The sequence below is a fragment of the Croceitalea sp. MTPC5 genome (assembly GCF_036985505.1).
In the GTDB taxonomy this organism is placed as follows: Bacteria; Bacteroidota; Bacteroidia; order Flavobacteriales; family Flavobacteriaceae; genus Croceitalea.
Map to the genome: position 1 here is coordinate 198,128 of NZ_BTGQ01000001.1, position 16,705 is coordinate 214,832.

At 39.3% G+C, this 16,705-nt stretch carries 16 protein-coding genes; 3 read left to right on the forward strand and 13 right to left on the reverse strand.

Features of this window, described 5'->3' with window-relative positions:
- Positions 1–343 precede the first annotated feature (343 nt).
- The 5 genes from AACM45_RS00875 to AACM45_RS00895 form a co-directional block, all read right to left on the reverse strand.
- Positions 344–733 (reverse strand): hypothetical protein, encoded by a 390-nt coding sequence (locus AACM45_RS00875; protein ID WP_339140173.1) that lies wholly within the window; start codon positions 731–733, stop codon positions 344–346.
- Between the two features lie 277 nt (positions 734–1,010).
- Complete coding sequence (locus tag AACM45_RS00880) at positions 1,011–1,943, reverse strand: hypothetical protein (RefSeq protein WP_339140174.1); 933 nt, start codon at positions 1,941–1,943, stop codon at positions 1,011–1,013.
- Positions 1,944–2,139: 196 nt separating this feature from the next.
- The gene (locus AACM45_RS00885) at positions 2,140–2,580 is read right to left on the reverse strand and encodes a DUF1801 domain-containing protein (protein ID WP_339140175.1); all 441 of its coding nucleotides are present in this window, start codon (positions 2,578–2,580) and stop codon (positions 2,140–2,142) included.
- A gap of 309 nt (positions 2,581–2,889) precedes the next feature.
- Positions 2,890–3,264: a hypothetical protein gene (locus AACM45_RS00890; protein ID WP_339140176.1), complete on the reverse strand. Its 375-nt coding sequence runs from the start codon at positions 3,262–3,264 to the stop codon at positions 2,890–2,892.
- A 164-nt stretch (positions 3,265–3,428) separates the two neighbouring features.
- Positions 3,429–4,643, reverse strand: coding sequence for an RsmB/NOP family class I SAM-dependent RNA methyltransferase (locus AACM45_RS00895; protein ID WP_339140177.1), 1,215 nt, complete (start codon positions 4,641–4,643; stop codon positions 3,429–3,431).
- Between the two features lie 306 nt (positions 4,644–4,949).
- On the opposite strand from AACM45_RS00895, the gene AACM45_RS00900 reads away from it, so the two are divergent.
- Positions 4,950–5,981 (forward strand): WD40/YVTN/BNR-like repeat-containing protein, encoded by a 1,032-nt coding sequence (locus tag AACM45_RS00900; RefSeq protein WP_339140178.1) that lies wholly within the window; start codon positions 4,950–4,952, stop codon positions 5,979–5,981.
- Between the two features lie 59 nt (positions 5,982–6,040).
- Here the strand turns inward: AACM45_RS00900 and AACM45_RS00905 are convergent, their stop codons facing one another.
- From AACM45_RS00905 to AACM45_RS00930, 6 genes are all read right to left on the reverse strand, one after another.
- Positions 6,041–6,391 carry a DUF6515 family protein gene (locus AACM45_RS00905; RefSeq protein WP_339140179.1) on the reverse strand — a complete coding sequence of 117 codons (351 nt, stop codon included), beginning with the start codon at positions 6,389–6,391 and terminating at the stop codon, positions 6,041–6,043.
- 306 nt (positions 6,392–6,697) lie between these two features.
- Positions 6,698–7,144, reverse strand: coding sequence for a hypothetical protein (locus tag AACM45_RS00910; protein WP_339140180.1), 447 nt, complete (start codon positions 7,142–7,144; stop codon positions 6,698–6,700).
- Complete coding sequence (locus AACM45_RS00915; RefSeq protein WP_339140181.1) at positions 7,128–7,649, reverse strand: hypothetical protein; 522 nt, start codon at positions 7,647–7,649, stop codon at positions 7,128–7,130. Before AACM45_RS00915 ends, AACM45_RS00910 begins: the two co-directional genes overlap by 17 nt.
- A gap of 33 nt (positions 7,650–7,682) precedes the next feature.
- On the reverse strand, positions 7,683–8,225 hold the full coding sequence (locus AACM45_RS00920) for an RNA polymerase sigma factor (RefSeq protein ID WP_339140182.1): 543 nt from the start codon (positions 8,223–8,225) through the stop codon (positions 7,683–7,685).
- A gap of 151 nt (positions 8,226–8,376) precedes the next feature.
- Complete coding sequence (locus tag AACM45_RS00925; protein ID WP_339140183.1) at positions 8,377–10,206, reverse strand: ABC transporter ATP-binding protein; 1,830 nt, start codon at positions 10,204–10,206, stop codon at positions 8,377–8,379.
- A gap of 3 nt (positions 10,207–10,209) precedes the next feature.
- Entirely contained in the window at positions 10,210–11,916 is a 1,707-nt protein-coding gene (locus AACM45_RS00930) for a phospho-sugar mutase (RefSeq protein ID WP_339140184.1), read from the reverse strand.
- Between the two features lie 128 nt (positions 11,917–12,044).
- Between AACM45_RS00930 and AACM45_RS00935 the strand changes: the two genes are divergently transcribed.
- Entirely contained in the window at positions 12,045–14,678 is a 2,634-nt protein-coding gene (locus tag AACM45_RS00935) for a T9SS type B sorting domain-containing protein (protein ID WP_339140185.1), read from the forward strand.
- On the opposite strand, the gene AACM45_RS00940 is transcribed toward AACM45_RS00935, so the two are convergent.
- On the reverse strand, positions 14,675–15,622 hold the full coding sequence (locus AACM45_RS00940) for a glycosyltransferase family 2 protein (protein WP_339140186.1): 948 nt from the start codon (positions 15,620–15,622) through the stop codon (positions 14,675–14,677). The genes AACM45_RS00935 and AACM45_RS00940 overlap by 4 nt on opposite strands.
- A gap of 42 nt (positions 15,623–15,664) precedes the next feature.
- Positions 15,665–16,183, reverse strand: a complete 519-nt coding sequence (locus AACM45_RS00945) for a DUF4199 domain-containing protein (RefSeq protein ID WP_339140187.1) — start codon at positions 16,181–16,183, stop codon at positions 15,665–15,667.
- A gap of 173 nt (positions 16,184–16,356) precedes the next feature.
- Between AACM45_RS00945 and AACM45_RS00950 the strand changes: the two genes are divergently transcribed.
- Complete coding sequence (locus AACM45_RS00950; RefSeq protein ID WP_339140188.1) at positions 16,357–16,626, forward strand: type B 50S ribosomal protein L31; 270 nt, start codon at positions 16,357–16,359, stop codon at positions 16,624–16,626.
- Positions 16,627–16,705 lie beyond the last annotated feature (79 nt).

Here is a 16,705-nt window from a genome sequence, read left to right on the forward strand (position 1 = left end):
TTTTAAAGACCGTCCTTTTAAATAGTCTTTTCGTTGTCCATTTTGTCTTGATACAAAAGGGACGAAAAAATCAAGAAGCTTTCAAGGAAATTTTTATCCTTCGGATAAAACCGCTCACATCTGGCACTGCATGCTCTTTCCGCCTTCGTCGGACGCACTTCTGCTAGACGCTTCACTTTTTCTGAGAAATTTTCGGTTTGCAGCACTATGGAAACTTGATTTTTGGAGTTTGAATTTTGTCATTTCGAATCTCAATATCTAGCTGGCAAGGTATAGGTGAGAAACCTAATAGGCTTTCTCAATCGACTGATAGGCTTAAGGATTCAATAGTTTACAACCTTATTTAAAGCGTCTTACCCTTTTTGCTCTGGAACGCCTTTAAGTGTAGATAAATTGCAACGATTAAGAAAATGAAGATACATGGAAAACCATAAAAACTCATTAAAAGTGGTGGAAAAAGCCATATGATGCCAGAAATACCCAACACAACGATCAACCAAGATTTTATTTTGATTTTGATGGCCAGTATCATGTTTGAGATTACACTGACGATACCAAAAAACCAAGCGCTATAAAAGAGATAGGTATAATCAGTAGTTCTAGTTTCGAATACCAGTATAAAAATCAAAAGCAGATAGCTTAAACTGGTTGCTGAAAGGGCAATTATTCGAGCTGGTTTGGCCTGTATCTTGTTCATTCTTAATTTATCGTTGAAGTCTTTTTTGGTATTCATAAATTAGTCACCACGGGGGAACCAAATGACTCATTCGTATAACCGTGACACCCTATTTTTTATTTATTTAAGTTTTGAAGAATTCCAATTTTTTGCAAGGTTTATCTTTCTTTTACTAAAAGGACCAATAGTTATTTAGAAAATGGATTTGCGATGCCCTTATCCCTCCTACATTCATCAACCGATGGGGTTTTACGACCTGGGTAAAAGTAGAAACCGATACGAATGTTACCAAATTGAAAAATGATTGCATCCCACCATGGTCCGGCCATGATTTTCAATCAAATAATCCTTCTAGGTCCAGATATTTGGTTTCGATAAAGAAAATGCTCCATTCCCCATATTCATAGTTCCCTAAATTCTCAGCTCGACTAAAAAAGAAATAGTTGCCGTCCCTCGAAAATCTCGGACTACTTTCTTCGTCTTTTGAATTGATCAGTGGTCCGATTGGCTTCGCATGGCTCCATCCCTTTCCTGTTTTTTTAGAAACAAAAATATCTTCACCTCCTTTTCCGCCTGGCGCACCATATGAATTGAAAACCAAATATTCGCCGTTCGGGGAAATTACCGCGGAATAAATCCAAAGCTTTTCATCTTCAAAAATTCCGTCTATCGTTTTTGGTTCGGAAAAAGTCTCCCCATCAAACTTGGTTTCGTAAAGCTTTACACTTTTTGTACCGCGCATCATGGTAGTGAAATAAAAAGTGATGTTGTCATTCGAAAAAAAGAAGTTATTGTTTGATGATGGCCAGTCTTCCTGTTCTATTTGAACCTCGTTTATCGGTTCTGGTAATGGTTTTGGTTCACCCCAACCATTATCCGTTTTTTCCATCATCCAAATATTCATATCAAAGTTTCCTTTATTGGGTTGGTTCGGAATCGGACGTTCTGAACCAAAGAAAAAAAACTTTCCGTTTGGTGTAATATATGCTGTTTCATCCCTGTCCGTGGAAAAACTAGCAAGTTTTGGCGTTGTCCATTCATCGTTTTTAAAATCACTCACATAAATCTTTTGTTTTTCATTAGGGGCCCTTCTAGAGAAGTAAGCCTTAAGCCCGTCCGTGGAAAAAGTCAATTCAAATTCACTATTGTCCTCAGTGGAGATTATGCCTTTCGCAAATGGAATTGGTTGTGCGACGATATTATTTGAATATTTTATTTCAGGTATTCTCGGCTTATTGGTACAAGCTAAAAATCCAAACAACATCATTATTGTAAAGAGTTTTGTTTTTATCAAAACATTATTAAGATTAAGCCATTTACCCCATATAGGGTACATGTATATTTTAATGGAAATATAGTGAAATCATTTCAACGATATTGTTGGAATCATTGCTGTATCCCCTAAAGTTCTTACTCTAAAAAACCAATGCAATAGGTCAGTTTACGTCTTTATAAGCAAGTTATTATTCACCTTTACATGCCCCACATTTATGATTCTCATTGAGGTAGATTAGGGTTTCTTTACAGATTTGTTCCAAAATTGAAATATCTATGTCGGCAAGTTTTTGAACATAGATACAGGCCTTCCCCATTTTAAATTTACCGAACGCTTTCAATAATGCATCGTTCTTGCCTGTTTTAGCATAGATGTAGAATGAAAATTGTGCTTTTCTTGGCGAGAACCCTAACATCGGTGCATCGCCCTCATGGCCATTGGCATATTTATAATGATAACTTCCAAAACCAATAATAGTGGGTCCCCACATCTTAGGTTCAAAACCAGACCATTTGCCCATTAGTTTTATGAGTTCAAGACTATCTGATTTCTTTTGCTCATTTTCAACATAAGAATGGATAAAATCAAATACATCGATTTCAGTAACCGTAGTTTTATTCTTTGCCATGCGGTAATTGTATTAACGAATTATACGATAGCTTTGTTCTTTAAGACCTCCAATTGATTATGTAAAGCCTTGAATTGCGCATCATAAGATACTGTTTTTTGGTAAGCCCCGGTTTTTATGGGTAGGCCAAAAACCACTTTTTTGGCATAAGTTACTTGAGTGGTGATAATGCCCGTATTCGTTGCATATCTCTTTTTTGATTGGGTCTTGGGCTTAATGCGAATATTGCCATAACTCTTGAAAATGGATGTAAAAAAAACAGCTATTGTAGAAATAGCTGTTTTTTTAAATGCCTTATGAAAAAAAAGATTAGATTTTAATGAACTCTTTTTGGCTCAATTGAATATCGTTCAACAGGTCCCTAGTGAATTTCAAATGACCTCTTGTTGTAATAATTTTAAACCGGTTGGTCTTCAGACGGCTAAAGGTATCCAACAACAACCACTTTGATTTCAGTAAATCTACCTTAGTGGATTTTAAACTAATGTCGAAAAAGTATTTCTTACCATTCTTCGTAGCTGAAATATCAGGAGTGACCTCGACACCGCTTCTTTTACTTTTAAAGGTTTTAGGAGTGTCGTATCCCGGAATATCCGCTTTGATGTTTTCGAAACCCTTGAATTGTAAATGGGAAATTGATTGTTCTAAAATGTCTTGATTTTGTTCTTTTTGTTTTGATATCATCTAAATAACTTAAAAGATTTTTGCAGAATTGCAAAAAATCAGGACACTTTAGGTTTTTTTTAAGTTTAAGATTAATTGTTGATTGAAGCGTTAAAGACTTTTGAAAATGATCATTTAGGATAAAATTCGGTACCATCGACCAAAATCAGGAGTTTTCACCAAGATCATTCGGTCCTTTGCAGCAAAGCCATGTAAAATCCGTCAAACCCGTGTTCTGATGCATAGATGTTTTGATCTTTCTCAAACCTAAAGGTTTTACCCTCTTCTGAGGCTAAAAAAGAGTGCACCTGTTCTGCATTTTCCTCTGGTAGTATAGAACAGGTCGCATAGACCATTTTTCCCCCTGGTTTCACCATTTTAGAATAGTTACGAAGAATATCATATTGAACACCTTTGATCTTCTCGATAAACTTGGGCTGTAACTTCCACTTAGAATCTGGGTTACGACGTAAAACCCCTAGGCCTGAACATGGTGCATCCAACAAAAGTCTATCTACTGAATTATGGAGCTTCTTAATTACTTTGGTAGAGTCAATGGTTCGGGTCTCTACGTTATGAACGCCATTTCTTCTCGTACGTATCTTTAATTTTTTGAGCTTACTTTCATAAATGTCCAGGGCTATTAACTGCCCCTTATTTTCCATCAATGAGGCCAAATGCAAGGTCTTGCCGCCCGCACCGGCGCAGGCATCAACCACACGTTGTCCCGGTTTCACCTCTAAATAAGGTGCAACCAACTGTGAAGAAGCATCTTGTACTTCAAAAAGTCCGTTTTTAAAAGCTTGGGTTGTAAACACATTTTTACGTTCTACCAGTTTTAAGGCAGCTTTTGCGCCTGAAATGGTTTCCGTTTCAATTTCTTCGCTTTTTAAGAGCCCTTTTAAGCGTTGTTTGTCGGTTTTTAAGGTATTCGTTCTAAGAATTACCTCGGCCTGCGCATTCAGTGCCGCGATTTCTTTCGTCCATAGTTCAGTACCCAAAGCTTTTTCGCCCAATTCATCTAACCAGTCGGGTATGGATTCCCGATACTTCCTGATTTTTGAAAGCTCATCAAAACGACCTTTGATACGCCGTACCGGTGTGGCTTCCAGTTGTTTCCAATCGGGCAATGAAATGCCCCGTAGTACACACCAAACGGCAAACAAGCGGAATAGGTTTTCGCGGGAGTAGGGTGCACTTACCTCGGCTATTTCGGCATAGAGTCGTTTCCAACGTACGATGTCATAGGTGGTTTCTGCAATAAAACCACGGTCCCTGGCACCCCAACGTTTATCATAGCGTAAAACTTTTTCGATGACCTTGTCAGCGTACTCCCCTTCATTGAAAATGAAGTTTAAGGCATCGATAACGGCAAATACTAAATTTCGGTGTAAACGCATGAACTAAAAATAAGTGTGCAAAGGTAGGCATACCTGTTAGATATTCTTCTTCTCTATTTTTACTTAATGTGAAATGGTATTATAAATCCACTGGTTTTGTTTTCACCCTCCCTCCGTTCCATAATTTTAGAGGAAAATCAGTATAGTCATCAGAACGACTTTCCAGCTAATTAGGCAAGATTAAACGAGGTGTTGTTCGCATTTTTGAATCCCGGAACTCTAAAATGATTTTATGAAATACCGATATCTTGAATGGTTCACAAGGAATCTCGATGAACTATTTCTATTTTTGAACAAATTCTTTTTATGCGCTATTTCATTTTTTTGGCTGCCTTGGTCTTTTTGGCAGGATGTCAGTCACGACTGAAATCACATGAATATACATCAATTGCCATTGAAACTGTTTTTGAAGATTCCGTTAGTATTCGAGCCATTACTTTTTTAGATGATAATACCCTTGCTTTTGCAGGGAGTGGGGGAGTGTATGGTACGGTTGATGTAACAAGTGGTAGAGTGCGCTCCAACGTCATGAAGTACCATACCAGCATACCAGAGTTTCGGGCCATCGGGCATACGACGAATGACTTTTTTATGCTGTCGGTAGCAAATCCTGCACTGTTGTACAAAACAGGGGATGCCGGAAAAATGGAATTGGTCTATAAAGAAGAAGGTGAAAAGGTATTCTATGATGCCCTGAAGTTTTGGAACGACCAAGAGGGAATTGCCATTGGTGATGCCACAGATGGATGTTTATCGATTATCATTACCCGAGATGGTGGAACTACTTGGAATAAACTGTCTTGCAGTCAATTACCAGAACCTATAGCCAATGAAGGGGCTTTTGCAGCCAGTAATACCAATATAGATATTATAGGCGAGCATACTTGGGTGGCCACTTCGGTCGGTCGTGTTTTATTTTCTGCTGATAAGGGATTGACTTGGAAGGTCGTAAAAACCCCGATAATCAATACCACGGATTCACAAGGAATCTATTCCATTGATTTTTACGATAAAAAAAACGGTTATGGAATTGGAGGGGACTATACCCAACCCAATTTGAACAAGGCGAATAAAATTGTGACCACCGATGGTGGTGGTACGTGGTTGCCCGCAGCTGACGGGAAAATACCGGGATATAAAAGTTGTGTACAATACATCCCTAATTCAGGGACGGAAGATTTGGTGGCAGTGGGGTTTACCGGTATCTCATATTCGAACGATAGGGGAGCTACTTGGTCTGAACTTAGCAAAGAAGGTTTTTACACTATTCGGTTCTTAAATGAAAATACCGCTTATGCGGCCGGAAAAAATCGAATTGCCCGATTAACTTTTGAATAAAAAAAGGGACGTTTATAAACGCCCCTTCTTTGCAACAACAATCCAAACTAAATCTGATATCAAACATTGACAACAACATAATTGCGTCCTGTTTTTTGATACCAGATGCCTTTGTATTTATAGAACTTTCTACCTTTTACAACCACCACTTTATTACCTCTAGGCAGTGTTCTTACCTTAACTCCAACAGGGGCAGCACAGACCATGTATTTTCGGGCTCTTTTTTTATACCAGACACCATCTGCAACGTAGAAATTGGTTTTCTTATGAACGACAACACGCGGTTTTACCACTGTGGTTACCACGGTACCATGTTTAGGATATACACGAACTACTTTTCGTTGTGCGTTGCTCATAAACATTGCTCCAACAAGTGCCATAGTCAACAATACTGTTTTTAAATTTTTCATAATGTAGATTTTATGGGTTACTGTTACTATGACCCTTATGAGCGGTATAGGTTTAATCGAAAAAAAGGCCTTTTGGCCCCTTTTATGGGTCGTACGTCGAATTATGGTATCAAAGGTAGTAGCCAATGCTCTATTCTTGAAAATCAATATGCCTTATGCTAAGAATGCCGTAATCGTTGGATTCAATAACGTCGAGAACCAGACTACTTGTATAAATAAGATTTTAGACTGCTTATCGGTCAGATAGGTAGGTGCACTACGTTATGTTTCAAGGGTACTTTAAATTTGACGGAGACTATTGTAGGATCAGCCCCCTCCACGACGTTTTTGATATTGCTGCAATAGCTTTTTTTTAAAGCTCTCTTCGGCCCTAAAGAGTTTAATGATTTTCAAAGCAGGAATCACCTCTTTTAAATCCGCAATAAAGTCTTGCTCTACCGCATGTTTTTCAGACTGCAGTTTTGCATAAGTGGCGACCATAACTTCAGCTTCTTTTGGCGACGTCTGTGATAGATTGGCCAAACGTCCCCCAAACTGTTGCCGTTCTTTTTTTCTAATGTCGGCTATCTTTTGCTCGTGGGCATTGTAGACTGGCCAAAATAGCTGCGCTTCTTCGCGGCTTAAGCTTAGCTGCTCCGTAATAAATGCCACTTTTAGGGTTTTTATACGTTCCCTGCCAGGTCCTTGTTGTGCAAAAATGCCCAAAGCGTATAAAAGTATAGGCAGTAGAAGTAGTTTATTCTTCAAATTCATATTCTAAATTTAATTCCTCAAAATCCGCTATGTTCGAATCAAGGTAGTCTATAAGCACCTCTTCTTCAATTTCAATGGCATCGTCATTTATAGTGCCCAATTCAGAGGCGTCTATATCGACCACTTGGGCAATTTCATAAGAAGAAAGCCCAATATCCGTATTTTCAAAATAAGCATCTATTTCGGCATTGGCCAAATCGTCAAACCGTACCGGTTTCGTAGTATCAGGGCTAAGATAAAATACCAACACCAAAATTGCAGCAATCGAGGCTACGGCGAAAAAGATTTTCTTATAGTCCACCAATGAAATAACCTTGGACTCATCTGTAGTAATCTTGCTAGCAATGTTGTCATGAACCCAATCGAAATAGCCTTCGGGAACCGAAAAACCATCCGTTTTCGGAATAATGGATTCTTCTGCCGCAATCTTATCCATTAACCTTTCGTTAAAGGATTCGAAATAGCCTTCAGGGGTCTTGAATTTATTTTTGTGGTTCTTTTTCATGTCAACTATTTGACTCTCAAATTCTAAAATAGTTTAATCTTCTTTGAGATAGGTTTCAATCTTTTTAACCGCTAGATGGTATGATGCTTTTAGGCCACCTACCGAGGTTTCTAAAATTTCGGCTATTTCATTGTACTTCATTTCTTGAAAGTATTTCATATTAAAAACCAGTTTCTGCTTTTCGGGCAGTGTGGCCAAGGCCTTTTGTAATTTCAACTGAATTTCTTCGCCTTCAAAATACACATCGGATTGCAATGCGCCCAACATGCTTTCTTTCATTTCTTGGTCTGTGATACCTGCTTTACGTTGTTTTTGTTTTAAAAAAGTCAATGACTCATTGGTTGCGATACGATACATCCAAGAATATAATTTGCTTTCGCCTTTAAAACCATCAATGCTTTTGTATACCTTGATAAACGTGTTTTGAAGCACATCATCAGCATCATCGTGATCTAATACAATTCTTCTGACATGCCAATAGAGCCTCTCTTTGTAGGTGTTTACGAGCACCTCAAAGGCCTTGGCTTGGCTTTGTTTGTCTTTTAATTCGGTAACAAGCGTTTCTTCTGATATCAATTAAAGCCTGGTTTGTTACTATGACCCTAAAGTTATGAAAAGGTTTAATTGATTGTTGTATGGAATTTCTGATGCGCGATATTTAATTAAATTTCAATAACGAAGTTTATGCAGCAGGAATAGGTATACTAATTTTTCAAATTTTTAACCATTAACCAAGATTCTGCATCTCAACTAATTTTTTATAACCTTTTGCTGACTTCATAAGTTCTTCATGCGTGCCCTGTTCCATAATATCGCCTTTATGAAGTACCACGATCGAATCGGCGTTTTGAATGGTGGATAATCTATGGGCAATAACTATAGAGGTTCGATTGCGCATCATTTTCTCTAGAGCATCCTGTACCAGACGTTCACTTTCCGTATCAAGGGCTGAGGTAGCTTCATCTAATATCATGATGGGTGGATTTTTCAAAACGGCCCTCGCAATCGACAAACGTTGTTTTTGTCCCCCACTTAGCTTATTGCCACTATCACCGATATTGGTATCGTAACCACTCGGTAGCTCCATGATAAAATCATGGGCATTGGCAATCTTTGCAGCTTCCATAATCGCCTCGTCCGTAGCATTTTCTTTACCAAGGGCAATGTTGTTCTTTACGCTGTCATTGAATAAAATGGAATCTTGGGTTACCAAGCCCATCAATGCGCGAAGTGATTTTTTGGTAATGTCCTTGATATTGGTGCCATCAATCAAAATTTCACCTTCATTGACATCATAAAATCGTGTGACCAAATTGGCGATGGTACTTTTTCCACTTCCTGATTGCCCAACCAAAGCAATCGTGTGCCCCTTATTGACCTTTAGGTTGAAGTTTTTAAGTACCCACTCATCTTCGTATTTGAAGGAGATGTCCCGTAGGGTCAGATTATCTGTTAGTCCATTTATGGTCAAAGCATTGGCATTTTCCTTAATGGTATTTTCTTTGTCCAATACCTCAAAAATCCGCTCTGCGGATGCGTTCCCTTTCTTAATATTGTAATTGACCGTGGTTATCGACTTTACAGGATTGATAATCGTGTAAAACAAGCCTATATAGCCCATAAATTCTTGTGGTGTCAAGGTGCTTTTGTTCCCTAAGACCAGACTGCCACCGTACCATAGAACGGTAATTACGACGGTTACCCCTAGAAATTCACTGAATGGTGAGGCAAGGCCTTTTCGTTGTAACACAGCAGTCATAATTTTTTTAAACCGTGATGTAGAATCCGTGAATTTTGTACTCAGACGTTCTTCGGCATTAAAGCCTTTTATAATTTTTAAGGCCCCAAGGGTCTCTTCTAAAAAAGATAAAAAGGTTCCTGTTTCTTGTTGGGCCTCTAAAGATTGCGCTTTTAACCGTTTGCCCACTACGGAAATTAAAAATCCGGCAATCGGTAAAAAAATAAAAACAAATAGGGTCAATTGCGGACTTATGGCAAGCATCGAGACCAGAACAATGATGATTGTTATGGGTTCGCGCGCCAGTGCCTCTAAAGAGTTTATGATAGAACCCTCGATTTCTTTGACATCAGAGGTCATTCTAGCGAGCAGGTCTCCCTTTCTGGTCTCCGTGAAATAGCCCAGCTGTAAATCTAAGGTCTTATGGTACAGCTTGTCTTGAATGTCTTTCACCATACCGGTTCTTAAAAAGGCCAATACATACATTGCTGCATAGCGAAAAGCATTTTTAAGAAAAAAAATGATGATACTGGTAATACATATGAATACTAAGGCCGCTACCGGACCTTCTTGATCCACTTTTACGGTCAAATAATAGTTCAACGAATCGGTCAAATAGGCCTGAAGGTTACCAAGGCCATCATAAATAGGGGCTTGTGCCACTTTTTCTTGTGTACCGAATAAAATCCCCAAGGTTGGTATAAATATGATAATCGACAATACGTTGAATATCGAGTAAAGTACATTAAAGATAATGTTGAGTATCGCATACGATTTATACGGTCTGGCAAACCGTAAAATCTTTTTAAAGTAGTTCATTCACTATAAGTTCAGTTCCGCAACGATTCCTTCCAATTTAGAATCCAACTGCGAATTTACGGATTTAAAATCCGCTGCTTCGCCCAAGGTCGTATTTGTACTCATGTAAAATTTAACCTTAGGTTCAGTGCCACTAGGTCTGGCCGCTATTCGCGTACCATCTTCGGTTTCATAGATCAATACGTTTGATTTCGGAAGGTCGATATGCCTTTCCTCTCCGGTTTGTACATTCTTGGCGATGGAGGTGTTGTAGTCTTCTATCCAAAGTAGTTTTGAACCTTGTACGGTCGACACGGGATTTTCCTTAAAATCTTTCAACATTTGCTTGATTTCCTCAGCACCGCTCATCCCTTTTTTGGTGATTGAGATCAATTTCTCTTTATAGAATCCGAACTGTACATAAGCATCAATCAAATCCTTATAAAAAGAACTGCCGTTGGCTTTTGCCTGTGCAGCTATTTCACAGGCCAATAGGGTGGAAGTCACCGCATCTTTATCGCGAACGAAGTCACCGACCATATAGCCAAAACTTTCCTCTCCGCCGCCAATAAACGTTGAATCGGGAAAGTCTTTTATCATTTTTCCAATCCATTTAAAACCTGTTAGGGCAGTTTTGAATTCCACGCCATAGGCTTTTGCCATTTGTTCCATCATCGGGGTCGATACAATGGTCGTTGCTATGAATTCGTTACCCTTAAAGCCTTGGGCCTGATACTGGTCTAATAAAAACTTGGTCATCAAGACCATGGTCTGGTTTCCGTTCAAGAGTTCCATTTCTCCATCAAGGTTTCGTACGGCGATGCCCAAACGGTCACTATCGGGATCTGTACCCACTACCATATCGGCCCCTATCTCTTTCGCTTTTTGAATGGCCATAGCCAAAGCTTCGGGTTCTTCTGGGTTTGGTGACTTGACCGTAGGAAAGTTTCCATCAGGTTTGGCCTGTTCTTCGATGACCGTCACGTTTTTATAGCCCGCTCGTTTTAAAACCTCAGGAATTGCGGTTATCGAAGTGCCATGAATGGAGGTGAAAACAATCTTAAAATCATCTTTTCCTTTCGCACCAAAACTCCCATTTTTAACGGATTCTTCAAAGAAGGCCTCATCTACCGCTACATCAATGGATTCGATTAAATCAGGATTGGCCTTGAATTTAATGTCCTCGAATGAAAGGGAATCAATTTCAGCGATAATCTCACCATCTTCAGGAGGCACTATCTGCCCCCCATCACCCCAATACACCTTATAGCCATTGTATTCAGGCGGATTGTGTGAAGCTGTCAATACAATACCTGCATAGCATTTCAAATGTCGAACCGCAAACGATAGTTCAGGTGTTGTTCTAAGCTCAGAAAATCGAAATACTTTGATGCCGTTGGCCGATAATACTTCTGCCACCACTTGCGATAGGGTATCACTGTTATGACGGCAGTCATAGGCAATAACCACTTTTATTTCCCCTTCGCAGTAGGTGTTTTTTAAATAATTGGCCAGTCCCTGCGTACTTTTACCCAAGGTATATTTATTGATCCTATTGGTACCAACCCCCATTACACCGCGCATACCACCAGTGCCGAACTCTAGATTTTTATAAAAACGTTCTTTGAGCTCTTCTGTGTCATTTGCGATGAGATGTTCAATTTCTTGCCGCGTGGCTTGATCAAAGAAATCGGTTAACCAGGTCTTGGCAGTGGTAGTTATAGAATCCATAAAAGGGTTTTTTAATAGTATAGTAAATTACGTCAGTTTATCTTTAAAAGACAATGTTAATAGTCCAAAAATATTAAAACAACCGCTAAATTGGGTTTTAGTATGATTTTTCATTAAGTTTCGCAGTCATGAGGAAGCTGATTTTTCTTTTTTTCATCACTTCTATGTGCACTTCTTTTTCGCAAAAGGAAGCGGCCAATTGGTACTTTGGACAAAATGCTGGTCTTGACTTTAATTCGGGGACACCCTTACCCCTTTTAGACGGTCAAGTGCGAACCGTTGAGGGCAGTGCGAGTATTTCTGATGCAAATGGTAACTTGTTGTTCTATACCGATGGTATTACCATTTGGAATAGAAGACATCAAATTATGGCCAATGGGGAGGGACTAAAAGGAAGCTCTTCAAGTTCACAGACCGCATTAATTGTTCCAGACCCTACGAACAGTGCCAAATATTACATTTTTACCACTGATGACGCATTATTGGCAGATTCAGATGATTTCAATGGTTTTAACTACAACGTAGTGGATATGTCATTGGACAATGGTGGAGGGGCGGTCATTGAAAAGAATATCGAATTGCTGCCGGTGGGTTCTGAAAAGGTATCTGGGGTTTTGAATTTTGAGGATAATCATTACTGGGTCATCACCCATTATGTAGATCGCTTTTATGCTTATAAGGTAGATGGAAATGGGGTCAATACCAATCCCGTGATTTCCATAATCGGCCCTTCGGTAACCAATTTTGCCAATGGCCGGGGTTCCCTGAAATTATCACCGGATGGCAGAAAGTTGGCCATGTCATACCTCATTACCGAACCAAGGTATGCTTCCAATTTATTCGTTTTTGATTTTGATGCCCAAACAGGTGTGGTCAGTAACCCCGATGAGGCATTGGGGCATACCAGGGCGTACTATGGGCTCGAATTTTCTTCCAATTCCAATAGATTGTATGCATCAGGGGTCAATTTCGATACGAGCAACCAATTGCAAAATATTGATGTCGTTCAGTTTGATCTGGAAAGGCCTGATTTCTTTGACTCGGAAACCGTCGTTTTGAATTTCGATAATGAATCCGATGTTTTTGTTGCGGGCGCACTGCAAATAGGTTTAGACAAGCGAATATACCATTCCCTGCCAAGTCCAAGTTTATCGGTAATACGCAATCCGAATGCTGAAGGACAGCTTATCGATGCAGAAAGATTCCGAATAGATTTAGGGGGAAGGGCAGCAACTTTCGGGCTGCCACCCTTCGTGCAGTCTTTTTTTGAAACCGTTTTTGATATTGAAAGCTTCTGTTTCGGAACGCTAACCACCTTTACTCCAGAAGATAGTACCAATATTTCAAGTATTTCTTGGGATTTTGGGGATCCGGATTCCGGTGGGGCCAATTTTTCCAATAGCTTGGTAGGGGAACATCGTTTCTCGTCAGCAGGCACATTTCAGGTCACCATCGATGTAACTTATGCAAATAGGGCGACCAGGGAGTTCGTGGAATATGTGGATATCAAAGAAATTCCAAATGTATTGCAGGAGGTTGAATTGATACAGTGTGATATTGATGGCACCAATGATGGAATAACCTCATTTAACCTGTTGGAAGCAATGCCCTTATTTAATATCGAAAATGAAACCATTGTGGCCTCATTCTTTACTTCTGAAGCGGATGCAGTCGCCAATGTAGGGGAAATTACACCGATTGGGTATACCAATGCGATTGAAAATGAAAGGGTGTATGCCAGGGTTTTTAAAGATCCAGAATGTTTTGTAGTCGTCGACATTACCCTAAGCGTTGAACCAATTACTGATTTAGGGCTTTATGATACCCTTTATATTTGTGATGGCATTTTATCTGAAAACTCGGTTACTGCAAATCTTTCGCAGGTCGCTGAACAACTTTCAGAAGATTTTATCGATGGTGACATCACCCTATATCTGAATAGTAATGATGCACTTTTAGAACTGGATTCATTGGCATTTCAAGATTTCAGCTTTAATACGTTTCCATTGCCCGAATTATTTTTTAGGGTAGAATATGAAAATACCTGTGCTTTTGTGGGCAGGGTGGCTTTGAAGGTATTTGAAATACCAAATTTTGAAGAACAATTGACCCTCGCATTGTGTAGCGGAAGGGCTACCTTGACCGCTTTAGCGGGTTATGCCGATTACCTATGGTCAACTGGTGCGACCGACCAAACAATCGAAGTGACTGAAACGGGGTTGTACGATGTCGTCTTTGCAAATGGTAAATGCGCTTACACGCAAACTATTGAGGTATTGCCCGAACCGGAAATCGATATTGCTGAAATTGTCATTGACGACTTTAGTCGTAACAACAGGATACAAATCATTCTGGGTGCCGATGAGCTTATTGAAAACACCATTTTTTCGATAGACGGAGGGCAAAACTTTCAAAATACAAACACCTTTTCAAACGTATTACCCGGACTTTATGAATTGATTGTTGATAATGGATGTTCGATATACGAAGAAGAAATAGTGGTAGGTGGGTTACCCTCGTTTTTCACGCCCAATGGTGATGACAGGAATGAAACCTGGAACCTTGACAATCCCATATATTTTCCTGAATATAAAGTTTCCATTTTCAGTAGATATGGTGCCTTGTTGTTTTCGTTTGATTCTGGCCAACAAGGGTGGGACGGGCGCTACCAAAACCAGGATATGCCAGCCGATAGCTATTGGTATGCCTTAGAACTTGGTGACGGTCGGGTTTTCAAGGGTTCTTTTGTGCTAAAGCGCTAGTTGGCCGTTCGCTCGCCGATTTGATAATTCTCAGAAGTTCGTTTTGAACGAATCAATATTTCCCCTATAAAACCCGCTAAAAATAATTGGGTACCCAGGATCATCGAAGTCAGGGCAATATAGAACTGGGGCCTATCGGTAATCAAACGACTGGTCGGGTTTAAGAAGAGTTTGTCCACCCCTAAATAGAGTGAAAAACAAAAACCGATAAAAAACATCAAGACGCCCAAGGCACCGAAGAGATGCATCGGCCGTTTTCCAAATTTCGATACGAACCAAATCGTGAGCAAATCTAAAAAACCATTGATAAAACGTTCCATACCAAATTTAGTACTGCCGTATTTTCTTGCTTGATGACGTACAACCTTTTCACCTATTCTAACAAATCCGGCATTTTTGGCCAATACGGGAATGTACCGGTGCATTTCACCAGAAACCTCTATCGTTTTGATAACACTTTGATCATAGGCCTTTAGACCACAGTTGAAGTCATGTAGCTGCACACCCGAGGTTCTGCGTGCGGCCCAATTGAAAAGTTTTGAAGGCAGGTTTTTTGCTAAGATGGAGTCATAGCGCTTTTTTTTCCATCCTGAGACCAGGTCAAAATTACCTTTTGCGATGAGTTGGTAAAGTTCTGGTATTTCCTCAGGATTATCTTGTAAATCGGCATCCATGGTGATGACCACATCACCAATGGCATCTTTAAAACCTGCATGCAAGGCTTGGGATTTTCCGAAATTCTTTAGAAAACGAATCCCTTTTACCTCTTGATGTGTATCGGCAAGTCTTTTGATGATGGACCATGAATTATCCGTGCTTCCATCATCAATAAAGATGACTTCGTATAAAAATTGATTGGATTGCATGACCCGTGCAATCCAATCATAAAGCTCTTCAAGGGATTCTTCTTCGTTAAGTAGTGGAATTACAATGGATAACTGCATTGTTCTTATCTGGAATTCCCTCCAAAAGTAGCATTTTCTCGTTTAGTAATCTGGTTTTGCCTTTTTTAAGATTAAGCCGGTTATTAAACCGAGAACGAGCCCAATAATTATGTTTAAAATAATTATTACGGGATATCCCATCCACCAGAATTGTATACTCTGCTCTTTTTGAACATTGAACTGTTCTTGGGTTATCTGGCCACTTTCCAAAGCAGGTGCCAAACGGGCATCCATTATGGCTTCTTTCGCTCCGAGGTCAATGAATTCTACTAAGATCACATTGTAAATTACCGTTATAATTCCGGCTATAAGTGCAATTCCCGCACCTATTTTAAGGGCTTGCCCTAAAGTAAGAAAGCCCCCATTGTCTTTTTTGAAATTTGATATCCCTAAGAAGGTTACCACTGCAGCCATAACGATACTGATGATCATAACCCCTGAACTTTGTGAGGTGTGCATGTCTTGGGTATAGAGTAGTATACCGAATACCACTCCAATTAATCCTAGGATTAATCCATATTTAAATGAAAATTTACCAGTTGTGGGTGTTGTTTCTTCCATGATTTAATTTTTGTTGGTTATGTGGTGTTAGTTAGCCTAACGGTCAAAATGTTACAGTTAAAGATACATTTTTTTCTTTTTTGGGATTTCTAAGTTGTGCTTGTTTAAAATTTGATTAAATTTGCAGCCTGAAATAAGTGCCTGTCGGAATGGGCACGTCAATTTTATTTAAAATGAAAACAGGTATACACCCAGAGAATTATAGATTAGTTGCTTTTAAAGATATGTCAAATGATGATGTATTTATTACAAAGTCGACTGCAGAGGCCAAAGAGAACATTACCGTTGATGGTGTGGAATATCCATTGATCAAATTGGAAATTTCAAGAACCTCACATCCATTTTACACCGGTAAGACCAAACTTATCGATACCGCGGGTCGAATTGATAAATTCAAGAACAAATACAAAAAGTTCAGTAAGGAAGAAAAGAAGGCTGAATAGTCTTTTTGGAAATATATGACAAACGCCTTCGTTTTATTGCGAAGGCGTTTTTATTTTTATGCCATTCTAAAAATCCGAT

Coding starts and splice junctions, on each gene's coding strand:
- AACM45_RS00880 (WP_339140174.1), bottom strand. CDS start 1,943: ATGATGTTGTTTGGATTTTTAGCTTGTACCAATAAGCCGAGAATACCT.
- AACM45_RS00950 (WP_339140188.1), top strand. CDS start 16,357: ATGAAAACAGGTATACACCCAGAGAATTATAGATTAGTTGCTTTTAAA.
- AACM45_RS00905 (WP_339140179.1), bottom strand. CDS start 6,391: ATGAAAAATTTAAAAACAGTATTGTTGACTATGGCACTTGTTGGAGCA.
- AACM45_RS00885 (WP_339140175.1), bottom strand. CDS start 2,580: ATGGCAAAGAATAAAACTACGGTTACTGAAATCGATGTATTTGATTTT.
- AACM45_RS00900 (WP_339140178.1), top strand. CDS start 4,950: ATGCGCTATTTCATTTTTTTGGCTGCCTTGGTCTTTTTGGCAGGATGT.
- AACM45_RS00890 (WP_339140176.1), bottom strand. CDS start 3,264: ATGATATCAAAACAAAAAGAACAAAATCAAGACATTTTAGAACAATCA.
- AACM45_RS00915 (WP_339140181.1), bottom strand. CDS start 7,649: ATGAAAAAGAACCACAAAAATAAATTCAAGACCCCTGAAGGCTATTTC.
- AACM45_RS00930 (WP_339140184.1), bottom strand. CDS start 11,916: ATGGATTCTATAACTACCACTGCCAAGACCTGGTTAACCGATTTCTTT.
- AACM45_RS00925 (WP_339140183.1), bottom strand. CDS start 10,206: ATGAACTACTTTAAAAAGATTTTACGGTTTGCCAGACCGTATAAATCG.
- AACM45_RS00945 (WP_339140187.1), bottom strand. CDS start 16,183: ATGGAAGAAACAACACCCACAACTGGTAAATTTTCATTTAAATATGGA.
- AACM45_RS00875 (WP_339140173.1), bottom strand. CDS start 733: ATGAATACCAAAAAAGACTTCAACGATAAATTAAGAATGAACAAGATA.
- AACM45_RS00940 (WP_339140186.1), bottom strand. CDS start 15,622: ATGCAGTTATCCATTGTAATTCCACTACTTAACGAAGAAGAATCCCTT.
- AACM45_RS00935 (WP_339140185.1), top strand. CDS start 12,045: ATGAGGAAGCTGATTTTTCTTTTTTTCATCACTTCTATGTGCACTTCT.
- AACM45_RS00895 (WP_339140177.1), bottom strand. CDS start 4,643: ATGCGTTTACACCGAAATTTAGTATTTGCCGTTATCGATGCCTTAAAC.
- AACM45_RS00910 (WP_339140180.1), bottom strand. CDS start 7,144: ATGAATTTGAAGAATAAACTACTTCTACTGCCTATACTTTTATACGCT.